Raw genomic sequence first — 19,965 nt, forward strand, 5'->3', positions numbered from 1 at the left:
CACCTAACTGTCATAAAAGTGCCGTAATATGAGGGAATCGCCCATGCATGCTCATTTTTGTGATTGCACTTGCTCCTTTATGATGTCGACATGACTCCCCCTCGGCTCCCTCTTTCGCGTCAGCCGCTGCGCCAACTGCAAGACCGCATCGCGACCGGGCTCATTACCGCCGGTGGCATAGGCGTATTATTGGCCATTCTTGCCATCGGTGTTTTTCTTATCTGGGAAACGCTGCCTCTCCTGTCCTTTGGTGATGCCTTAACGCTCAGTACACTTTCCCCGCTGGCCTGGGGCACGTTAAAAGCTGCGCTCGCGGCTATGCTGTTCGCAACGCCCATCGCGCTAGGGGCGGCGATGTATTCAGCACTGTTTATGTCCTCGCGACTGCGCAGTCGAATTAAGCCCACGCTGGAGTTAATGGAAGCAATCCCAGGTGTGGTAATTGGCTTTATAGCAGGGTTATTGCTCGCCCCATGGGTTGAGAGAAACCTGACCAGCACCTTACTGTTGATTATGTGGTTGCCGCTTAGCGCAGCGCTGGCCGGTGGCTTGTGGCACCTTGCTGTTGCGCGACTACGCAAGCGGCTGCCGCTCTCTTTAGCTGGTATATGGCTTATTCCCTGGCTTGCCTGCATGGCCGCGCTGGCACTCTGGTTGGCCCCGCTCATTGAACAGCACTGGTTAGGTGGCGACTTGCGACGCCTACTCGACCAACGTTACGGGTTAGATTATGCAACGCGAAACGCGCTAATCGTAGGCATTGCCATGGGATTTGCGATCATTCCCAGTATCTACTCGTTAGCAGAAGATGCGTTAGCCGATGTGCCGCATAGCCTAATGGAAGGAGCCCAGGCGCTAGGTGCAAGCCGCTGGCAAGCGCTTTGGAAAGTGGCGCTGCCCACAGCGGGGCCTGGGGTATTTTCAGCCGTCATGATTGGTGCTGGGCGCGCCGTCGGTGAGACCATGATTGTATTGATGGCCAGCGGTAATACCGCGTTGTTCAGCGCCAGTCCGTTTGAGGGGCTGCGCTCTTTTTCGGCCTCTATCGCTATTGAGTTACCTGAAGCGACCCCAGGCGGTCTCACCTACCACTTACTCATCTTGGCCGCCTTGGCGCTGTTTATCTTTACCTTTGTGGTCAATACGTTAGCAGAAGTAGTACGCCAACGACTGAGACGGCGCTACCAACGCTTAGGGGGCGCACTCTAATGCGCAGGTTGACTCCTCGCCTCTATAACGCCCTCCACAGCGGGCTATGGCCTTGGCTCTGCGCTGCCTGCGTGGCGTTATCGCTGCTAATGCTGACAGCACTCCTTACCCTGTTGATCACCCGAGGGCTGGGGCATTTTTGGCCAGCAACGCTTGAAGAGGTCACCCTGGTATCAGGGGACGTTGTCATAGGACAACCCGTACGAGAAGCGCCGCTGCCGAACGCAGACAGCCTGGAACGGCTTTATTTCACTGGCAACCGGGACATTACCGGGGCGAATTGGCGGTGGGTAGCGATCGAAGATATTCGTCACCAGACCGTGCCAAACGACTTGATTCGTTTAGAGCGTTCCCCATGGGGCGATTTTCTTGGCCGCCTGACCGCCGTAGAGAGCGAGGGCCAACGACTAACGGGTCAAGAAGCCTGGGCCTTCGTCAACAACACCCTTGCCAAACCAGCCAGCCAACGGCCTGCCGGGCAGTTGCTGTTAACCACTGCCGATGGTCAAACGCTATATCAGTCGCTGGATAGCGTGACTCACTTTCAAACACCCAATGCGATGTCATGGGGGCAAAAAGTGGTTACTTGGGGACAGCGTATTTGGCAGTTCCTCAGCGAAGGGCCTCGTGCGGCCAATACGGGCGGTGGGGTGTGGCCGGCTATTTTTGGCACCGTATTAATGGTGATTCTAATGTCAGTTATCGTCACTCCTTTTGGCGTACTGGCAGCCATTTATCTGAACGAAATCGCTCACCAAAACCGCCTAACCCACCTGGTGCGCATTGGCGTGCGCAATCTTGCTGGTGTGCCCTCAATTGTTTATGGCGTGTTTGGCCTTGGCGTCTTTGTTTACGGCATCGGCGGCTCTATCGATAGCTGGTTTTTTAGTGACGAGCTACCCTCACCCACCTTTGGCACCGGCGGTTTGTTATGGGCGTCGCTAACGCTGGCTTTGTTAACGCTCCCAGTGGTGATTGTTGCCACCGAAGAGGGACTTGCTCGGATACCCGATACTCAGCGCGAAGGCGCTGTTGCTCTGGGTGCCACTCGGCTTGAAACGTTAACCCGAGTGGTATTGCCCATGGCGACCCCCGCCATACTGACCGGGATGATATTAGCCGTGGCCAGAGCCGCAGGCGAAGTTGCCCCTCTAATGCTGGTGGGAGTGGCCAAACTAGCGCCGCAAATGCCCGTCGATGGCGAATTCCCCTACCTGCATCTAGAACGCAAGTTTATGCACCTCGGCTATCATTTATTTGATACGGCTTTTCATGGTGAAGATGTACAAGCCGCAATTCCGTTAGTGTTCGCCATCGCATTACTGTTAGTGCTCATTGTATTGGCGCTTAACCTAACTGCCATATTTCTGCGTCATTATCTTAGGCGTCAACGAGGAAACGAATGCTAGCGTCCTTTTCGTCTGCCAATGCGGCTTCAGCGCCGGTGATGCGTTTCTCAGCGGAACAGTGCTGTTTGAGCATCGCCCAATTTCACCTTGCTTATGCAGGGAAAGCGGCGTTGCGCGACCTGACACTGGATATACCTCGCCACCGAGTGACGGCGTTTATTGGCCCTTCAGGCTGTGGTAAGTCGACACTGCTGCGCGCGATTAATCGGCTCCACGACCTTAACGAATCGGTAACACACAGCGGCCATATTCAGCTCGAAGGACAAGACATTCATGACGCGACAATGAACGTCACCGAACTGCGGCAACGGGTTGGGATGGTATTTCAAACACCCAACCCGTTTCCTATGTCGATTTATGAAAACGTCGCCTTTGGCCTGCGCTTACAGCAACGCTTACCCAAGCGAAAACGAGATGACATCATCGAGTGGGCGCTTACATCGGCCGCGCTGTGGGATGAGGTTAAAGACCGGCTACACCGCTCGGCATGGCAGCTTTCCGGAGGGCAACAGCAGCGCCTTGTCATTGCGCGAACGCTTGCCATTCAACCGGATGTGCTACTGCTCGATGAACCGGCTTCAGCGTTGGATCCAATCTCAACGCTCAAAATAGAAGAGTTAATCCGTAACCTAAAATCACAGCTGACGCTTGTGCTGGTTACCCACAACATGCAGCAAGCCGCGCGAGTTTCTGACTACACGGCTTTTTTGCAGCACGGCGAACTCGTTGAGTATGGGCCAACGGATCAAGTGTTCACCAACCCGCGTTTACAACGCACCGAAAACTACATCACCGGCCGCACCACTTAGGCCCCACAGACCTCATGTCAGGAGTGCTCAATGGATATTACGAGCGATACCCACAGCCAGCATATCTCCCGCCAGTTTAACCAAGAGCTGGAAGAGCTAAAAACCCACCTGATGGCCATGGGCGGCCTGGTGGAAAAGCAGGTGCAAGATGCCGTATTTGCGTTGTTAGAAGGCGACAGTCATCTAGCCGAAAAAGTGCGCGACAACGATCGTCAAGTGAATGACTTACAGTTGCAAATTGACGATGAATGTACTCGCGTCTTGGCACGCCGCCAACCAGCGGCTTCTGACTTACGCCTGGTTCTAGCAGTTATTCGCGCTACCTCAGACCTTGAACGGATTGGCGATGAAGCCAGCAAAATAGCCCGTAACGCGATGCTATTAAGTGAAAGCAATGGCAATGTTCGTGGCTTGGTAGAAGTGCGTCATATCAGCGAACATGTGCGTAAAATGCTGCGTGATGCCCTCACGGCCTTCGCTCGTTTCGATACAGAACTAGCGATGCAGGTCGTTCGCGAAGATGAGCTCGTTGACGACGAGTATGGCAGTGCCATGCGCTCGTTGATGACCTTTATGATGGAAGACTCGCGCTCGATTAGCTCTGTACTCAGCATCATGTGGGTGCTGCGAGCACTTGAGCGGGTAGGCGATCATGCCAATAACTTAGCGGAGTACGTTGTTTATTTGGTGAAAGGCTTAGACATTCGGCATAGCGATCCAGACAAACTAGATCAGGAAGTACTGAAAAAATCTTGACCAAACACGCATTTCCTCCTGCAATACGCCCAGATACTTTATCTGGGCGTTTTCATAAGGAGTTAGCATCTTGGATGCCATGACGGCGTTAACCCGCGGCACTCGCTTGGTTTATCAAAAGGGATTGCGACGCTACATATTCCTACCGATTCTGGTCAATCTCATCGTTTACGCTAGCATGCTCAGCGTCGTGGTTAACCGTTTTTCTGGCTGGCTTGATAGCGCTATGGCCGCAGTACCTGGCTGGCTTGACTGGTTATCCTGGCTGATTTGGCCACTGTTTTTCATCAGCTTGGTGGTCGTAATTTTTTTTACCTTCACCTTGATAACACACCTTATTGCTGCGCCTTTTTACGGCTTTCTAGCGGCAAAAGTAGAGCGCCAAGCAACGGGGCGCGAACCGCTGGACGACCGCGGGCTAGCGAAAACAGCGGTCGATGCCATCGGGCGGGAGCTAGTCAAGCTAGGCTATATCCTGCCTCGCATGGCAGCCCTATTTGTGATTAGCTGGATTCCTGGCATCAACGTCGTAGCGCCTATTTTATGGGTGCTCTTTTCCGCCTGGATCATGGCTATTACCTACCTAGACTACCCGATGGATAACAACAAGGTAACGTTTCGGGATATGCGTGCTCGGCTATCACAGCGCTGGTGGCCCAGCCTCACCTACGGTGGGCTAATTATGCTAGTGACGTGGATACCGTTGGCCAATTTATTCCTGATTCCCGGCGCGGTGGCCGGCGCAGTGCTGATGTGGGATCACCACTACCGAGGCGCGCGCGACATTTCGCCTCATCGCTAATGGCTAACTTGTTCTAACGCTGGCAAAACCTATTTGCTACCTTAAGGTTGCTTGGCTGACAGGCATTGATTAACGATAAGGCTCATACAAGGAATATGACCATGCTAACCCGCGCTCTTTGGTTGACAGCTCTACTCACTGGCTCTATCTCGTTTGCCTCGGCTCACGATGTCCAAACCGAACACTTAAGGATTGCTCATCCCTTTGCCACCCCAACGCCTCCCAGTGTCACCAACGGCGCTGCGTACCTAGATATAGAAGCCTACTCTGATTCCGTCACCCTGGTCAGCGTGCGTTCGCCAGTAAGTGAGAGCGTTGAGCTGCACGATATGCAGATGGAAGGCGATATGATGAAGATGCGTCAGGTCAACTCAATCAGCGTTGACGCGGGAGAAACGCTGACGATGCGCCCAGGCGGTGGTTACCACATCATGTTCATGGGACTACAGCAGCCGCTGGTAGAAGGCGAGCGGTTTCCCATGACACTAGAGTTCGCTGAACATGGCGACGTTGAGGTAGAAGTTTGGGTGCAAAGCGCCGAGCAAGGCAGTCAAGATGCGGATGCTCACCACCACCATCATTAATCATGTAAGTTGGCGTTTTGCCAAACAACGTATCAAAAAAGTGAACCCCACCGAAGTGGGGTTCTGAGCACTTATTACTTTTCGCGATGCGTAACGCTAGCTTCCTATCCTTTTGAGGGGCTCCAACCTTGGAATTAACCCTGACTAACGCTTTGATCGTTACTTGATTCAATCCTTGAATCTAAGAGCATCCTTTCAATATAGACATCCTTGCCATTCATTGGCTCATTTCTTAGCGTAAAAGCTTTACTACTTTATGAAAAGATATGTAACCAAAGTTAATGTTACATCCCACTGTTCTCTTCTGGCAAGTCATCTGGGCCATCAAACGTTGCATCACTGTCATCATGACTCATTGAATTTGGCTCCATATCGCTAGGATGCTCGCCTTCGTCACGAATAAGATCATCTTGGGTATATTCAGCAGGGTCTGCATCACTTCCTGAATGTGACTCTACAGGCTGCTCATCTGGAGAAATATTATTCGCTGGGTCTGCTGGCTCTTGAGCAAATGCCGCAGGGCTAGCAACTAGACCGAACGCTACACTTAAAATACCAGCTTTCTTGAGTAGTTCCTTGGACATCATATTCCATCTCCTCGATCGCTGTTTGATACCGCTTAAGCAAGGAAGACTGCCTTAATGGCTTACCAGTTCTAGCGCTATTCTTCCTTTCTTGTCTATAACTTTGCAGCCATCATGCCAATAAATATTTAAATAATAATAAATATATATAAAACAACAATCTAACAAAAAAATAGAGATACTATTTCATTGTCACTATTAGCTAGCGCACACTAATATGTGTTTAAAAATGACACATGAGCATTGTTTGACCATGCTTATATGACAACATGACACACTTATACAAAAACTACATTTCAGGCAGGTGGTTCTGGTCAAATATTAGGTGTGAACAACGCGAATAGAAGGGAAAACACAGCGGAAAAGAGCGCCTTCGCCAGGATGCGACTCAATTTGTAGCAACGCATCGTGCCTTAATAGCACATGCTTCACTATCGCCAGCCCGAGTCCTGTCCCGCCCGTTGCAGTACTACGCCCTTTATCCACGCGATAAAAGCGCTCGGTCAAGCGTGGAATATGCACAGGGTCAATACCCTCACCGTCGTCGTCGACTTCGATGCAAGCACTGCCATTCGGCATGGTTTTCCAGCGAAGTGTTATCTGGCTACCTTCTGGCGTATAACGAACAGCGTTAAACGCTAAGTTAGAAATTGCACTGTGTAGCTCCTGCTCGCTGCCAACCAGACGGGCATCGCTCTCAAGCACTACCTGAACATTATGCTGTTGGCTAGAAAGCGCCAGCGCATCACGGCGAATACGATCTAGCATAGGCCCTACCGCCAACGGCTGATGATCCTCTCCCCCCTGGTCAATTTCTAACCGCGAAAGTAGTAACAAGTCGTTGACCAAGTTTTGCATGCGCTTGGTCTGCTCCTCCATCTGGCCGATACCTCGGCCTAATCGTGGTGGCAGCTGTTCCCGTAATTCGCCGTAGGTTTCTAAATAACCAGTTAGCACCGTGAGCGGGGTACGCAACTCATGGGAGACGTTGGCAACAAAATCACGGCGCATCTGCTCCAGACGATGTAAACGAGTAATATCACGCGCCATCAACAAGCGCTCATCATCACCATAGAGGGTAATTTGATACTGAAGAATGCGCCGTTCATCTATCGGCGATGTCAGTGTTAATGGCTCGCCATATTTGCACGCATTGAAATAGCTGATAAAACGCGGGTCACGTAGAAGGTTGGTGATATGTTGACCGCGGTCGTGAGCGGTTTGCAGCCCCAGCATGTCAGCAGCGGCGCTGTTCCACCACTCAAGGTCTCCGTGCCGATCAAGCATGACAACACTGTCACGCATAGCTTCGGATGATTCTTGAATACGTGCAAGGGTAGAGCGCAAACGGCTCTGAGTTATCCGCTGGCTCTTTTGATAACGGTACAAGCGGTCGAACAGCTCCCCCCACATTCCCCTAGCGGCGGGCGGCTCATCGTGGGGCTGGAGTGTTAACCACTGGAATAGTGCGCGCAGTTGGCGTAAATGGTAGACGAGACAAATGGCAACCCCCGCAGCCAACCCAAGGCCTGGAGCATCTAAGAACCATCCTAAACAAACGCCTAGAATAGCCCACCACACGATTCGCCATAGCTCTCGGCTCCACAAACGCACAGTTAAACCCGAGCAGAGAAGCGGTACCCCGTGCCCCGCACCGTTTGGATGAGGTTTTGGTGGGCTTCCCCTAAGGCTTTACGTAAACGGCGAATATGAACATCTACCGTACGCTCTTCGACATACACATTACCGCCCCATACTTGATCAAGCAGTTGGCTACGTGTGTAAGCGCGTTCTTGGTGGGTCATAAAGAACTGCAGGAGACGATACTCCGTAGGCCCCATTTCCAGCGCCTTACCGTAAGCACTCACCCGGTGACTAACGGGATCTAAAAGCAGGCCATTGATCTCGATAGGGTCTTCAACACCACGAGGCGTAGTGCGGCGCAACACTGCTTTCAAACGAGCCACCAGCTCACGAGGCGAAAAAGGCTTGGTAATATAGTCATCAGCCCCTGCCTCGAGGCCTTGAATCTTATTGTCCTCTTCGCCTTTAGCCGTCAGCATAATAATGGGCACTTCAGCAGTGGCCTCTTCACGCTTCAGACGCCTTGCCAGCTCGATACCGCTGGTGCCTGGCATCATCCAGTCCAACAATATTAGATCAGGCTGGTGATCGACCACGATAGCGTGAGCATCCTGTGCGTTATCCGCCTCAAGCACGCGATAGTCAGCCATTTCCAGCGCCACTGCGATCATCTCGCGAATAGACGCCTCATCATCGACAATCAAAACGGTCTTGGCGGTCATTCCAGAGCCTCACGGTGTCCAATGAAAACTAGTTCAAACAACAGTTCAAAAAATAGTTAAATGACATGTCAGTGACGATAACACCATGACCTGATGACAATTTTATGACACTCACGATATTTAGCCAGTTATCGGCCACCAATTCAGTGCAATACCAGCAAAAATCAATAAGCCCGACCAGTAATTGTTAAGAAACGCCTGGAAGCAGCGATCACGTTCACGGTGAAGAATTAACCGCTGTTGGTGAACAAACGTGGTGGCCATACCTGCTAACCCAAGCCAAAAAAAGCCTCCTAAACCAACGCGTAGCCCCACCCATGCGAGCAACACCAGCGTGGCCATTTGCAGCAAGCCAATCATAAGACGGTCAGCACTACCAAACAGTACCGCCGTCGACTTGATACCGATCTTCAAGTCATCATCGCGGTCGACCATGGCATATTGGGTGTCGTAAGCCACTGTCCACAGCAAGTTCGCGCTAAACAACAGCCACGCCTCCAAAGGCACATGCCCCAATACCGCCCCAAATGCCATGGGAATCGCCCAAGAGAAGGCCGCTCCCAAGACCACCTGGGGAAAGTGGGTGTAGCGCTTCATAAACGGGTAGATAAAGGCCAACGCCACGCCACCAAACGAGAGCAGCACCGTAAACCAGTTGGTGAGTAACACTAAAATAAAAGCAGCAGCCACCAGCGCCACAAACAACAGCTGTGCTTCGGTTTCACTAATACGCCCAGTGGCTAAAGGGCGATGCTTAGTACGCTTTACATGGCCATCAAAGTGGCGATCAGCGTAATCATTGACCACGCAGCCTGCGGCACGCATCACGTACACTCCGGCAATAAAGATCAACAGCACATTCCGCCCAGGCACGCCCTCTGCCGCTATCCATAGTGCCCATAAGGTGGGCCACATCAATAGCCAAGTACCAATCGGGCGGTCCAACCGCATTAAATGTAAGAAATCTGCCACTCGGGCCCATCCCGTTGGCCGCAACAGAGAACGGTCCATGCTTACCTCTCAGAAAGAAAACGCTGGCGATAGCCTAGCGCGAAGGCAGGCCAAGATCATCTGCCATGGCCGATAAAAAATATTCCTGTACCAGTAGCGACAGTCCGCTGTGCTGAAACACGGAGCGCCGCCCCCATACGCTGTCTGAAAGTGAAGCTGACTGTTCGGTGACAAAGCGTGGCCGGTGGCGGGTGACGTAGAGCGGCCCACGCACCAAGTCAGGCTGTTGAAACAACCAACTGCCTAATGAGCGCTCGCCAAGCCCTTCTAACCCCTTACCTTGTAACTGGCTGAGCGGTGCTACCGAGCGCGCAACCACCCAAGGTGTATCGTCCAAGCACAGCGCGACTTCTCTCAGCCATGCATTGCGGCGCGGTGCAATTCCCAACGCTAGCGCTTCGTCCCGCCGGGGCAAGCCAATCGTTTGACGTAGCAAGCGCACCCGAAACGCTTTTGCGCCGCCAGCAACGGTTAGTCGCGTCGTTAAGGAATCCGTCGATGCCACCCATTGCCACCAAGAAGCGCTCATCGCGGGACGAGCCGCAGCAACGGGGAGCCAGTGAGGAAATAAAGAGGCTTGCCGAAAAATAGGGGCGATCACCAGGGTCTCCAAGGCGGTCAATACAGAGAAAGCTAGTGTAACATGGTGACCTCACAGGCTTTTGTTCCACCGACTTTTGGTGACTGCATGCCCGCATCCGAGACACAAACTCCCTCCCATTCGCCATCAGCGCTGATTATTGTTGGCACCGGTATGGCGGGGATCGGCCTTGCCCGCGCCCTACGCCGACAAGGTGATACCCGTGCCATTACCCTTATCAGCGCTGATAGTGGCGATGATTACAGTAAACCGCTGCTATCCACTGGCTTCACAAAACGCTTAGCGCCAGACCAGCTCACCCAGCGGGATGCCAGGGGCGTCGCGCAAGAGCTCAATGCCGAGTTAATTACCCACACCCAAGTAGTACAACTGCATGTGGATAAACAGCGCATAGAGCTCAGTAACGGCCATCAGCTCCACTACGATGATCTTGTACTGGCGACTGGCGCGGCACCACGTACGCCTTTCAGCGTGCCTGAAAGCGTCACCACACAATGCTTCACGGTGAACAACTTAGACGAATATCGCCGTTTTTATGCCGCGTTAGGGCCAGCGCCTACCCGCGTAGCGATTGTAGGCGCCGGGCTGGTAGGCTGCGAGTTCGCCAATGATCTACATGCTGGCGGCCATCAAGTCACACTGATTGCGCCAGAGGACACACCGCTGCGACGCTTGCTACCCGAACCGCTAGGCCAAGCGTTGGCTGATGCTTTCCAGGAAGCTGGAATCCAACTTGCGCTAGGGCGCAACCTGCAGTCGCTGGCACTTGACGCAGACAGCGCCCTGTCGCTGCGCCTTGATAATAATGACCACTACTCTGCTGACATCGCACTACTGGCCACCGGTTTAGTCCCGCGCACTCAGCTTGCTGAAGCAGCCGGACTGGCGGTGTCCCACCGCGGTATCGTGGTTGATCGACAATTGCGCACCTCTCAACCGAACATATTTGCGTTGGGCGATGTGGCTTGCGTTGAGGGAGTTAACGCTATGTACGTGCAGCCGTTGCAAGCAAGTGTTAAAGCACTGGCTTCAACGCTATCCGGAAACTCGGCGAGCGTCAGCTTTGGCGCGTGGCCAATTATTGTAAAAACCGCATTGCTACCGGTGGTTGCCTACCCACCAGCAACCACGCCAACACGGTGGCGAATCGAGGGAGAAGGGCGCGAAATGGCAGCGATTGCTGAAAATAAAGACGGACGTTTGATTGGATTTGCGTTGACAGGCGGCTGCGTGAGAAGGAAAGTGGAGCTTTCCAGAGTAGCACCTGCGCTGCTAGGCTGATTCTCGCCGCATTCACGGCTAGGCTAAAATAGCTAACCAGCCAGGCAGTGCTTCTAACAACACTGATGAGCTTACGCTTGATTTTCACATAGGGAGATACCTTTATGCGCAAACCTGAACTCGCCGCCGCAATTGCTCAAAGCGCTGATCTATCCAAAGACAAAGCAGGCCAGGTCCTGAATGTTATTTTGGACGAAATCACTAACAGCGTTGCCAAAGGCGAAGATGTCGCTCTCATTGGTTTTGGTACGTTTACCGTACGTCAGCGTGCCGCACGTACCGGCAAAAACCCACAAACTGGCGCGCCTCTGCAGATTCCCGCCAGCAAAAATGTTGCGTTCAAGCCGGGCAAAGCGCTCAAGGACGCCGTTTCCTAATGAAACTCAAGTTGACGCTGTGGCTACTGAGCTTCTTACTCAAAAGAGCCCTGCGCCGCAAGCCGCGCTTTCGTGAACAGCTTGAACGAATGCGCGGCCTGGACTGGGGCATTGCTACGGAAGACTTAAGCATTGCTCGTTATTATCGGATGACGCCGAAGAGTATTGTCACTGGCAAAGGTTTGCCCGTTGACCTGGATCTTGAGCTTCGTTTTCGCGACCAGGATGCCGCGTTAAAAATTCTCAAGAAGCCCACTCAACAGGCATTTCTCGATGGCATGGTGGCAGGTGAAGTCCGCTTGGTAGGCGATTCCGCCGATATGACCAAGCTGCAAAAGCTGTTGAAAAATATGTAACAATCAGCACGCCACGCCACCTCAAGGTGGCGTGATTTTTCCTGCTATTTTCTCACTAGTTCTTCTCCACTTTTCCCAGTAGCCTCCCCCAGCGCGTTCCCCATCGATCGGTATCATCACGGGCTGCCAAGCTTCATGCTGGCTAAGCCGTTGGTTGAGTAATCACAAACCTCTCATTGTTAGACTATCGTTGAAGACAAGTGCACGGCGTAACCCGCATACTGGAGATTAAACTAAAGTCTAATAAAGGGATCCATTAGAAACTCTATGCCTATTTCACTGCCCCTGAGGCGTCTTTGGACCCTAGACAAGTTCGCCTACAGCCTGCGCGTGTTTATTGCGTTCAGCGGGGCGCTACTGTTTAGCGGCCTTATGGGTGATGTCGGGCTAGTGATCCCCCTGTTTCTTGGTATTATCGCCTGCGCCCTGTCAGAAACCGATGACAGCTGGCAGGGGCGCTTACAAGCGCTGCTGGTAACGCTTATATGCTTTGCGTCGGCCTCGTTTGTGGTGCAGTGGCTGTTCCCCTGGCCGTGGCTATTTGCGGTGGGCTTGGCAATCTCTACATTTATCTTGATTATGCTGGGAGCCATCGGCCAGCGTTACGCAACGATTGCCTCAGGCACGTTAATTCTCTCGATCTACTCCATGATCAATATTGAACAGCATGGTGGCGTGGATGAAGATGTGGCTTCCCGGCAGTTGCTGCTGCTTGCGGGAGCCGCGTGGTATGGGGTTATCTCAATCCTATGGTGCGCCCTCTTTTCGCGCCAGCCAGTTAAACAAAGTATGGCGCGGGTATATAAAGCGCTAGGTGAGTTTTTAATCTTGAAGTCTGCGCTGTTTGAGCCTGTCCGTGGGGTAGATCTGGAGGCGCGTCGTGTGGCGCTAGCCAGGCAAAACGGCAAGGTGGTCGATGCCCTCAACCAAGCGAAAGAGATGATTTTTCGCCGTTTAGAAGGGCAGCGCGGCAGCCGCAAGCTAAACCGCTACCTGCAGATTTACTTTATTGCCCAGGATATCCACGAGCGGGCAAGCTCTACCCACTACCCCTATAGCGCGCTCACCGAAGCGTTTTTTCACCATGACGTTCTGTTTCGTTGCCAGCGACTCTTAGACCAGCAAGGCCGCGCCTGTCGCCAGTTAGCCAAATCGCTACTGCTTAACCGCCCCTTTGGCCATGAACAAAGCGAGCAAGCGCTGGCCGACTTGCGCGCCTCAATCCACAACCTAAGCGAGCAGGGCAAGCCAGAGTGGCGTCCGCTCATGCATCCGCTTAACGCGCTTGCCGACAACCTCACCATCTTAGAAGCGCAAATTGCCAGCGCCCATAATCCCGATACCGCTGACAACCGCCTCGATAGCTCACTTTATGATCGCTCGCCCTCTAGCGCGCTAGAAGCGTGGAAACGCGTTCAGCTAAATTTGACGCTGGGTTCACCTACGTTTCGCCATGCGGTGCGCTTATCTACCGCGCTGTTGGTGGGCTATGGGCTGCTCCAGTGGCTCGACCCTGAACAGGGCTTTTGGATTTTGCTGACCACCCTGTTTGTCTGCCGCCCCAATTTTGCCACCACGCGCCGTTTTCTCTCACAGCGCATTTTAGGCACTGTGCTGGGCCTCATTGCGGGTTGGGCATCGATTAGCTTGTTTCCCCAGGCCAGCATTCAAAGCATGATTGCGGTGGCCGCGGGGGTTTGCTTTTTTGCTAACCGCGAACGTCACTACGTTATTGCCACTGCCTCTATCACGCTGCTGGTACTGTGCAGCTTTAACCAAGTAGGTGACGGCTTTAATCTGATTTGGCCACGCCTATTTGATACATTGATCGGCTCGTTAATTGCAGGACTCGCGGTATTTTTTATTCTACCCGACTGGCAGGGCCGCAAACTGTATCGGGAAGCGGCCAACGTGCTCAACAATCACCGCCGTTATTTAGATGAAATTGTTCACCAGTACGAAGAGGGCAAGCAGGACGATCTGGCTTACCGTTTAGCCCGCCGCAATGCCCACAATGCCGATGCGGCGCTGTCAACGCTGCTCACCAATATGCTCCACGAGCCAGGTCACTACCGCAAACAAGACGCTGATAACGGCCTGCGCTTTCTAGTGCTTTCTAACACGCTACTAAGCCATTTATCCGCCCTTGGCGCTCACCGCCATCAGCTGGCAGACGATGAAGACGACGCTGCCTTAGTGCCGCTTGCCAAGCGCATTAGCGAGCTGCTTGAGCAATTGGCAGAACAACTCAACAAGCGCCAGCCCGTCACGCCCTTAGCTGATCAAGTCAACAATCTACTAGCGCAGCTTGAGCAGAATGCCTCAGATTCTTCAGAGAAGAAGGCTGTGGATGAAAAGGCCCAAGAGGAAAATGAAAAAGCCGTTACTCTTTATCGCCCCATTCAAAGCCAACTACGCCTGATCGCCGCGCAGCTAGGCCCCCTTGGTGACGCTGCCAACCGGTTAACTGACGTTCCAGCAGAAAACCACCATGAAGCAAGCCCCGCCGCTTAAGCATTGTGTCTCTTCCTAGACCTGCCCATAACGTCCGGCAGCTTCGCCTAGCCAGCGCCGCACTAATACCGCGGTGACTTCTGCATTACCCTGAAGCGCCTGGGCAAGGGCGGTAACACGCTCTAGCTGGTCGGCGTCGCGCTCAAGGTCGGCAATTTTCATCTGAGCAAGCCCAGTTTGGCGGGTGCCGAGGACTTCGCCTGGACCACGAATTTCCAAATCTTTTTCGGCAATGCGGAAGCCGTCCGTGGTTTCGCGCATTACCCCCAGGCGTTCACGAGAGCTTTTCGATAGCGGCGGATGGTAAAGCAACACACAGAAGCTTTCGGTGCTGCCGCGCCCTACCCGGCCGCGCAATTGATGCAGTTGGGAAAGCCCCAGACGTTCAGGGTTCTCGATAATCATCAGGCTGGCATTGGGCACGTCCACGCCCACTTCAATCACCGTGGTGGCCACGAGAAGGTCGAGTTCGCCGGTCTTGAAGGCCTCCATGACCTCGGCTTTTTCGCTGGCCTTCATACGCCCATGAATCAGGCCAATGGCGAGCTCAGGCAGTGCTTGGGTCAGCTCATCGCGGGTGACTTCGGCAGCCTGGCACTGCAGCGCTTCTGACTCTTCAATCAGCGTACACACCCAGTAGGCCTGGCGACCATCACTGCAGGCGTTGCGGATGCGTTCGACCACTTCAGGTCGTCGCTCATCAGACACCACCACGGTTTTGACCGGCGTACGCCCTGGCGGCAACTCATCAATCACCGATACATCCAGGTCAGCGTAAGCGCTCATGGCCAGCGTGCGGGGAATCGGCGTCGCGGTCATGATCAATTGGTGCGGCGTTAGCCCACCGGCTTCGCCTTTCTCGCGCAGCGCCAAGCGCTGATGAACGCCAAAGCGGTGCTGCTCATCAATAATTGCTAACCCCAAACACTGAAAATGCACATCGCTTTGAAACAGCGCGTGAGTACCCACCACCATGCGCGCACGGCCATCGGCAATAGCGGCTTTAGCATCTAATCGCGCTTTACCTTTTAGCTTGCCTGCCAACCAGGCCACTTCAATACCCAGCGGCTCAAACCAGGCTTTAAACGCCCGATAGTGCTGCTCAGCGAGGATTTCCGTTGGGGCCATCATGGCCGCCTGGCAGTTGCCCGCCAGCGCAGAGAGTGCCGCCATCGCGGCGACAACGGTTTTCCCTGAGCCGACATCGCCCTGCACGAGCCGCAGCATCGGGGCAGGCCGCGCAAGGTCCAGGGCTATCTCTTCCAGCACGCGCCGCTGTGCCCCAGTAAGGGCAAACGGTAGTTGGGCTAAAAAGCGGGTTTGCAGACTGCGCCCAGAAGGAAGCGTCGGCGCGCCATCTGCTTGAATACGCAGACGCACTTCACGCAGGCTGAGTTGGTGCGCCAGCAGCTCTTCCAGCGCCAGCCGGCGCGTGGCGGGATGGTGGCCATGGGCAAGCTGCTCTATATCCACATCCGGCGGCGGCTGATGCAGCAATTGTAGGCTAGCGTGTAGCTCAGGTAGATTGAAGCGCTGGCGTAGAGTCTCGGGAATCACCTCCGGCAGCGACTCAGGGGAGCGCTGCAATAGCGCTAGCGCTTGCTGGGTAAGTGCGCGCAGGCGTGTTTGGTGCAGGCCTTCCGTAGTGGGGTAAATCGGCGTGTAATACTCCTCTACCGGCGTTTCGCTGCCGCCGCTTAGCCGATACTCCGGATGATAAATTTCCAGGCCGGTTGCCCCCGCGCGCGCCTCGCCAAATGCGCGCACTGTCACGCCAGGGCGCATCTGTTGCTGCTGGGCAGGGGAAAAATGAAAAAAACGCAGGCTTAAAATACCGCTACCATCACGCAATCGGATTAACAAACTACGCCGACGCCCTTTCACCACGTCGCAGGCAGTGACCTCTCCTTCCACGACGGCCTCGCTACCGGCCCGCAAAAGGCCAATAGGCGTTAGCCGTGTACGATCTTGATAGCGCAGTGGCAGGTGAAACAGCAAATCGCTGACGCACTCTACGCCCAACCGCGCCAACTTTAGCGCAAGCGCCTCGCCAACCCCTTTCAACGACGAAACTGGTGCAGAAAGGTCACTCATGAGGATACGCGGGTCTTGTGGACGGGTTGTTGGCATTGGCTAATTGCCTTGGCCAGCGCATCAATCGCTTTCGGGCGGGGAAAGCTTGCCCGCCAGGCGATGGCGACCGTGCGCGAGGGCGCAGGGTCAGCAAAGGGACGACTGACCAGCATGGCGTTTTCATACTGGTCGGTTCCCAACGCCGACTGGGGTAATACTGTAATCCCCAGTTTCGAGGCAACCATGTGGCGAATGGTTTCCAACGAGCCGCCCTCAGCAATCAGCGTATTATTCGGGCTGTTGAGCTTTTGCGTAATCGCCGGGCACGCTTCTAAAATCTGATCGCGGAAGCAGTGCCCTTCTCCCAGTAGCAGCAGCCGCTCTTCGAGCAAATCTTCTTTGTGGATCGCGTCACGGGTTACCCAACGATGGCTGGCGGGCATCAAGACTTCGAAATGCTCGTCGTAAATCGGCTTGGTCACCACATCGGTCTCCGTAAAAGGAAGCGCCACGATAATCACGTCCAGCTCGCCACTGCGCAGCTTCGCCCTCAGCGAGCCGGTCATCCCTTCTTCAATATACAGCGGCATTTGTGGCGCGGCGTTCGCCAGGGCTGGCACCAAGTGGGGAAATAAATAGGGCCCTATCGTATAAATAGCGCCGATACGCAGCGGGTTGGCTAATTGGTCTTTACCCGAATTGGCCATTTCGTAAATCAGGCGGCTCTGCTCCAATACGCGCTGCGCCTGAGCCACTATTTTTTCACCCAGCGGGGTAACCTGAACGGTCGACTTGGAGCGTTCAAACAATGGAATATCAAGCTCATCCTCAAGCTTTTTCACCGCTACCGAGAGTGTTGGCTGTGAAACATGGCAACGTTCTGCGGCGCGGCCAAAGTGTCGCTCTTGGGCAAGGGTTACGATGTAGCGTAGTTCTGTTAAAGTCATAGCGGTGCCAGTGGCATCCTCTCGTTGCAGCTCGTTACACGTATTCGTGGTTACGGTATGGAAAAGAACAAATTCTCCTATGAAGATGGCACATCTCATAGGGACTTTGTATCTGATAGGGAATATTTATCAACAGGAGAGAGCAAGGTGAAGCTAACGGTACTGATTATTGGCTGTGGAGATCTCGGCGTAACACTCGGGCGTGAGCTACTCAGTGAAGGACATCGCGTCATTGGCGTACGCCGCCAGGTCGACGCATTAAAAGATACGGGCATCGAGCCGTTAGCACTTGATCTCAACGATCTTGAAGGGGCTGACGCTAGCGCGCTGCCTCAAGCTGACTATGTTGTTTACACCGTCAGCGCAGACCACTTTGAGAAAAGCGCTTACCAAAGCGCCTATCCTGACGGTCTAAAGCGTGTACTTAGCGTATTAGAGCAGCACAAAACACCGCCACGGCGCGTCTTCTTTGTCTCATCGACCAGTGTTTATGGTCAGCAAGAAGGCGAAGTCGTTAGCGAGGAAAGCCCGACGGAATCAACTAGCTTCTCAGGTAAACTGATGTGCGACGCTGAGCAGGCGCTGCTTAATCACCCGCTTCCCGGCACGGTGGTGCGTTTTGCTGGCATTTATGGCCCTGGTCGTGACCGTTTAATTCACCAAGTGATAGAAGGCCGCATTGCTGCCGTAACGCCGGTTATTTACTCCAACCGCATTCACCGTGATGACTGTACCGGTATCTTGGCGCACTTAATTCGCTGTCAGGAAAGCGGATCTCCGCTGGCAGACTTATACCTAGGCTGCGACTGCGAGCCGGTCACCCTACATAATGTTATGGCGTGGTTAGCCAAACAGCTCAAGGTTGAATCTACCGAGACCATGCAGTCGCCACTGCGCCGCCGAACCAGCAAACGCTGCGATAATAGCCGTATCCGTGAAACGGGCTATGAGTTTCGCTATCCAAGCTATAAAGAGGGCTATGCCCAGGTGCTCAAGGAGGGCGGCTTTCTGCCCACCCAGGCGTAGGCGATGGCGCCAGGCGTTACGCGCCCAGCGCTGCGCCGTTAGAAAGGGTGGCGGTAGCCGAGTGATAGGGTCTCGAAGCCGTTGTTCGGTCGTTTAATCCCCGCGTTAGAGTAGTGGATCAGACTGGCCAAAAGTTCACCGCTGCCCAGTGCCATACCGATGGCGAGGCGGTCTTCGAACTGGAAGGCGGTGGAGAGGCGGCGCTTCTCATGATGGGTGTTGAGGAACAGCGCCGCACCGATGCCAGCTTCGACGAACACCCCGCGCTCACCGGCAAAACTCCAGCGCAGGGCTGGAGTCAGCGTCCAGGCGACGTTATCTTCGCCATCATCCCCCGGCAGCAGCAATACCCCGCTGCCGAGCCTTAGAGTCAGTTGCGGATGCCAGCGAGCAAGGTCGAAGGTGCGATCCAGCCCCAGGCTGACGGCCGGAGTGCCCTCGCTAGTGGTGCCCAGCGTGATGTAGCCGTCGGCCTGGCTCATCTCTGGGGCGCCCAGCAGAATAATACCCGGCAGCAGCGCTGCGACAAGGCGGCGAAGCAAAATTCGTTGCATATGGTTATTCCCTACCAAGGTGACAGCCGCGACATGTTGCCTGCGTCAGAAGGTATAAGCGGCGCCAATCGACATGCTCAGGCCGAACTCGTCCTGCTTCTCCAGCGAGAGCCGATCGCTCTCGGCGCGCAGGTCTGCGCGTAAGTTGCTATTGCTGCCACTCCGCGAGGCCTCCAGGATAGCGCTGCCGCTGCCGTGGTAGGCTACGCCCACGTCGCTGGTGAAGCGCAAGCCCGGCTGCGAGGGTGGGGACGACTCCCAGCCCAGCCCCAAGTAGGGCGCGACCCGATTGTGTTCCACCTTGCCTCGCAGGTCGCCCACTTCCGCCGAGGAGTAGCGCGTGCCATTGATGGTATAGCCACCTTGGCTGTCGCGGTTACCCTTTAGACGTGTCTCGGGGTTGGCGAACAGCAAGCCACCGCTCACACGAAAACCGCTACCCATAATGGGATACCAGTCGACCAGCGCCTCGATGGCAGTACCCTGCTTGCGCTTGAGTTCGTACTCAATCTCCTCCAAGGTACGGTCCGTCTTGAACTCGTTGGTCTCGGCCTTTATTCCTAGACGCAGTGCCCATTGGCTGTCGATGGCATAGCCGACGCCAGCGCCTACGCCAGTGCCGAGTTTGCTGTAGACGAAGACGCCTGAGCCAGTAGTGCCCCCCTCCGCCAGGACCGCGGCAGACGATAGGGTTGTCAGACATGCCACCGCGATGAAAATGTTCTTCATTCTTAACTCCTCGTTAATAGTCGGCCGGTCACCTGAA

Annotated in this window: 20 protein-coding genes; 11 read left to right on the top strand and 9 right to left on the bottom strand. The window is 54.3% G+C overall.

Annotated features, from left to right (window positions below; translation table 11 throughout):
* The first annotated feature begins 90 nt into the window (after positions 1-90).
* The 6 genes from HZS79_RS05780 (at position 91) to HZS79_RS05805 (ending at position 5,569) form a co-directional block, all read left to right on the top strand.
* The gene (locus HZS79_RS05780) at positions 91-1,209 is read left to right on the top strand and encodes an ABC transporter permease subunit (protein WP_179927292.1); all 1,119 of its coding nucleotides are present in this window, start codon (positions 91-93) and stop codon (positions 1,207-1,209) included.
* Positions 1,209-2,618: a phosphate ABC transporter permease PstA gene (gene pstA, locus HZS79_RS05785; protein WP_179927293.1), complete on the top strand. Its 1,410-nt coding sequence runs from the start codon at positions 1,209-1,211 to the stop codon at positions 2,616-2,618. Before HZS79_RS05780 ends, pstA begins: the two co-directional genes overlap by 1 nt.
* Positions 2,612-3,427: a phosphate ABC transporter ATP-binding protein PstB gene (pstB, locus tag HZS79_RS05790; protein ID WP_162218040.1), complete on the top strand. Its 816-nt coding sequence runs from the start codon at positions 2,612-2,614 to the stop codon at positions 3,425-3,427. The genes pstA and pstB overlap by 7 nt, the downstream gene beginning before the upstream one ends.
* Before the next feature lie 30 nt (positions 3,428-3,457).
* Entirely contained in the window at positions 3,458-4,183 is a 726-nt protein-coding gene (gene phoU / locus HZS79_RS05795; protein ID WP_162218041.1) for a phosphate signaling complex protein PhoU, read from the top strand.
* Between the two features lie 67 nt (positions 4,184-4,250).
* Entirely contained in the window at positions 4,251-4,985 is a 735-nt protein-coding gene (cysZ, locus tag HZS79_RS05800; protein ID WP_162218116.1) for a sulfate transporter CysZ, read from the top strand.
* 101 nt (positions 4,986-5,086) lie between these two features.
* Entirely contained in the window at positions 5,087-5,569 is a 483-nt protein-coding gene (locus HZS79_RS05805) for a copper chaperone PCu(A)C (protein WP_162218042.1), read from the top strand.
* A gap of 284 nt (positions 5,570-5,853) precedes the next feature.
* Here HZS79_RS05805 and HZS79_RS05810 read toward each other — a convergent pair whose 3' ends face one another.
* The 5 genes from HZS79_RS05810 to HZS79_RS05830 form a co-directional block, all read right to left on the bottom strand.
* Positions 5,854-6,156: a hypothetical protein gene (locus HZS79_RS05810; protein ID WP_162218043.1), complete on the bottom strand. Its 303-nt coding sequence runs from the start codon at positions 6,154-6,156 to the stop codon at positions 5,854-5,856.
* Between the two features lie 318 nt (positions 6,157-6,474).
* Positions 6,475-7,767, bottom strand: coding sequence for a phosphate regulon sensor histidine kinase PhoR (phoR, locus tag HZS79_RS05815; protein WP_179927295.1), 1,293 nt, complete (start codon positions 7,765-7,767; stop codon positions 6,475-6,477).
* 2 nt (positions 7,768-7,769) lie between these two features.
* A complete protein-coding gene (gene phoB / locus HZS79_RS05820; protein WP_162218045.1) occupies positions 7,770-8,459 on the bottom strand; it encodes a phosphate regulon transcriptional regulator PhoB in 690 nt (229 codons plus the stop codon).
* Positions 8,460-8,579: 120 nt separating this feature from the next.
* Positions 8,580-9,470, bottom strand: a complete 891-nt coding sequence (ubiA, locus tag HZS79_RS05825) for a 4-hydroxybenzoate octaprenyltransferase (protein ID WP_162218046.1) — start codon at positions 9,468-9,470, stop codon at positions 8,580-8,582.
* 34 nt (positions 9,471-9,504) lie between these two features.
* Positions 9,505-10,071 (bottom strand): chorismate lyase, encoded by a 567-nt coding sequence (locus tag HZS79_RS05830; RefSeq protein WP_179927296.1) that lies wholly within the window; start codon positions 10,069-10,071, stop codon positions 9,505-9,507.
* 87 nt (positions 10,072-10,158) lie between these two features.
* On the opposite strand from HZS79_RS05830, the gene HZS79_RS05835 reads away from it, so the two are divergent.
* The 4 genes from HZS79_RS05835 (at position 10,159) to yccS (ending at position 14,599) form a co-directional block, all read left to right on the top strand.
* Positions 10,159-11,352: an NAD(P)/FAD-dependent oxidoreductase gene (locus HZS79_RS05835; RefSeq protein ID WP_162218048.1), complete on the top strand. Its 1,194-nt coding sequence runs from the start codon at positions 10,159-10,161 to the stop codon at positions 11,350-11,352.
* A 104-nt stretch (positions 11,353-11,456) separates the two neighbouring features.
* On the top strand, positions 11,457-11,729 hold the full coding sequence (locus HZS79_RS05840; protein ID WP_162218049.1) for an HU family DNA-binding protein: 273 nt from the start codon (positions 11,457-11,459) through the stop codon (positions 11,727-11,729).
* The gene (locus HZS79_RS05845) at positions 11,729-12,085 is read left to right on the top strand and encodes a hypothetical protein (RefSeq protein WP_179927297.1); all 357 of its coding nucleotides are present in this window, start codon (positions 11,729-11,731) and stop codon (positions 12,083-12,085) included. Before HZS79_RS05840 ends, HZS79_RS05845 begins: the two co-directional genes overlap by 1 nt.
* A 267-nt stretch (positions 12,086-12,352) precedes the next feature.
* Positions 12,353-14,599 carry a YccS family putative transporter gene (gene yccS, locus HZS79_RS05850; protein WP_179927298.1) on the top strand — a complete coding sequence of 749 codons (2,247 nt, stop codon included), beginning with the start codon at positions 12,353-12,355 and terminating at the stop codon, positions 14,597-14,599.
* Positions 14,600-14,614: 15 nt separating this feature from the next.
* Here the strand turns inward: yccS and recG are convergent, their stop codons facing one another.
* On the bottom strand, positions 14,615-16,693 hold the full coding sequence (gene recG, locus HZS79_RS05855) for an ATP-dependent DNA helicase RecG (RefSeq protein WP_162218117.1): 2,079 nt from the start codon (positions 16,691-16,693) through the stop codon (positions 14,615-14,617).
* Positions 16,690-17,619, bottom strand: a complete 930-nt coding sequence (locus HZS79_RS05860) for a hydrogen peroxide-inducible genes activator (protein ID WP_162218052.1) — start codon at positions 17,617-17,619, stop codon at positions 16,690-16,692. Before HZS79_RS05860 ends, recG begins: the two co-directional genes overlap by 4 nt.
* Before the next feature lie 147 nt (positions 17,620-17,766).
* On the opposite strand from HZS79_RS05860, the gene HZS79_RS05865 reads away from it, so the two are divergent.
* The gene (locus HZS79_RS05865) at positions 17,767-18,645 is read left to right on the top strand and encodes an NAD-dependent epimerase/dehydratase family protein (RefSeq protein WP_179927299.1); all 879 of its coding nucleotides are present in this window, start codon (positions 17,767-17,769) and stop codon (positions 18,643-18,645) included.
* Between the two features lie 38 nt (positions 18,646-18,683).
* Here HZS79_RS05865 and HZS79_RS05870 read toward each other — a convergent pair whose 3' ends face one another.
* On the bottom strand, positions 18,684-19,199 hold the full coding sequence (locus HZS79_RS05870) for an acyloxyacyl hydrolase (RefSeq protein ID WP_179927300.1): 516 nt from the start codon (positions 19,197-19,199) through the stop codon (positions 18,684-18,686).
* Between the two features lie 45 nt (positions 19,200-19,244).
* Positions 19,245-19,928, bottom strand: coding sequence for a hypothetical protein (locus HZS79_RS05875; RefSeq protein ID WP_179927301.1), 684 nt, complete (start codon positions 19,926-19,928; stop codon positions 19,245-19,247).
* Between the last annotated feature and the right edge of the window lie 37 nt (positions 19,929-19,965).

The sequence above is a fragment of the Vreelandella zhaodongensis genome (assembly GCF_013415115.1).
GTDB lineage: Bacteria > Pseudomonadota > Gammaproteobacteria > Pseudomonadales > Halomonadaceae > Vreelandella > Vreelandella zhaodongensis.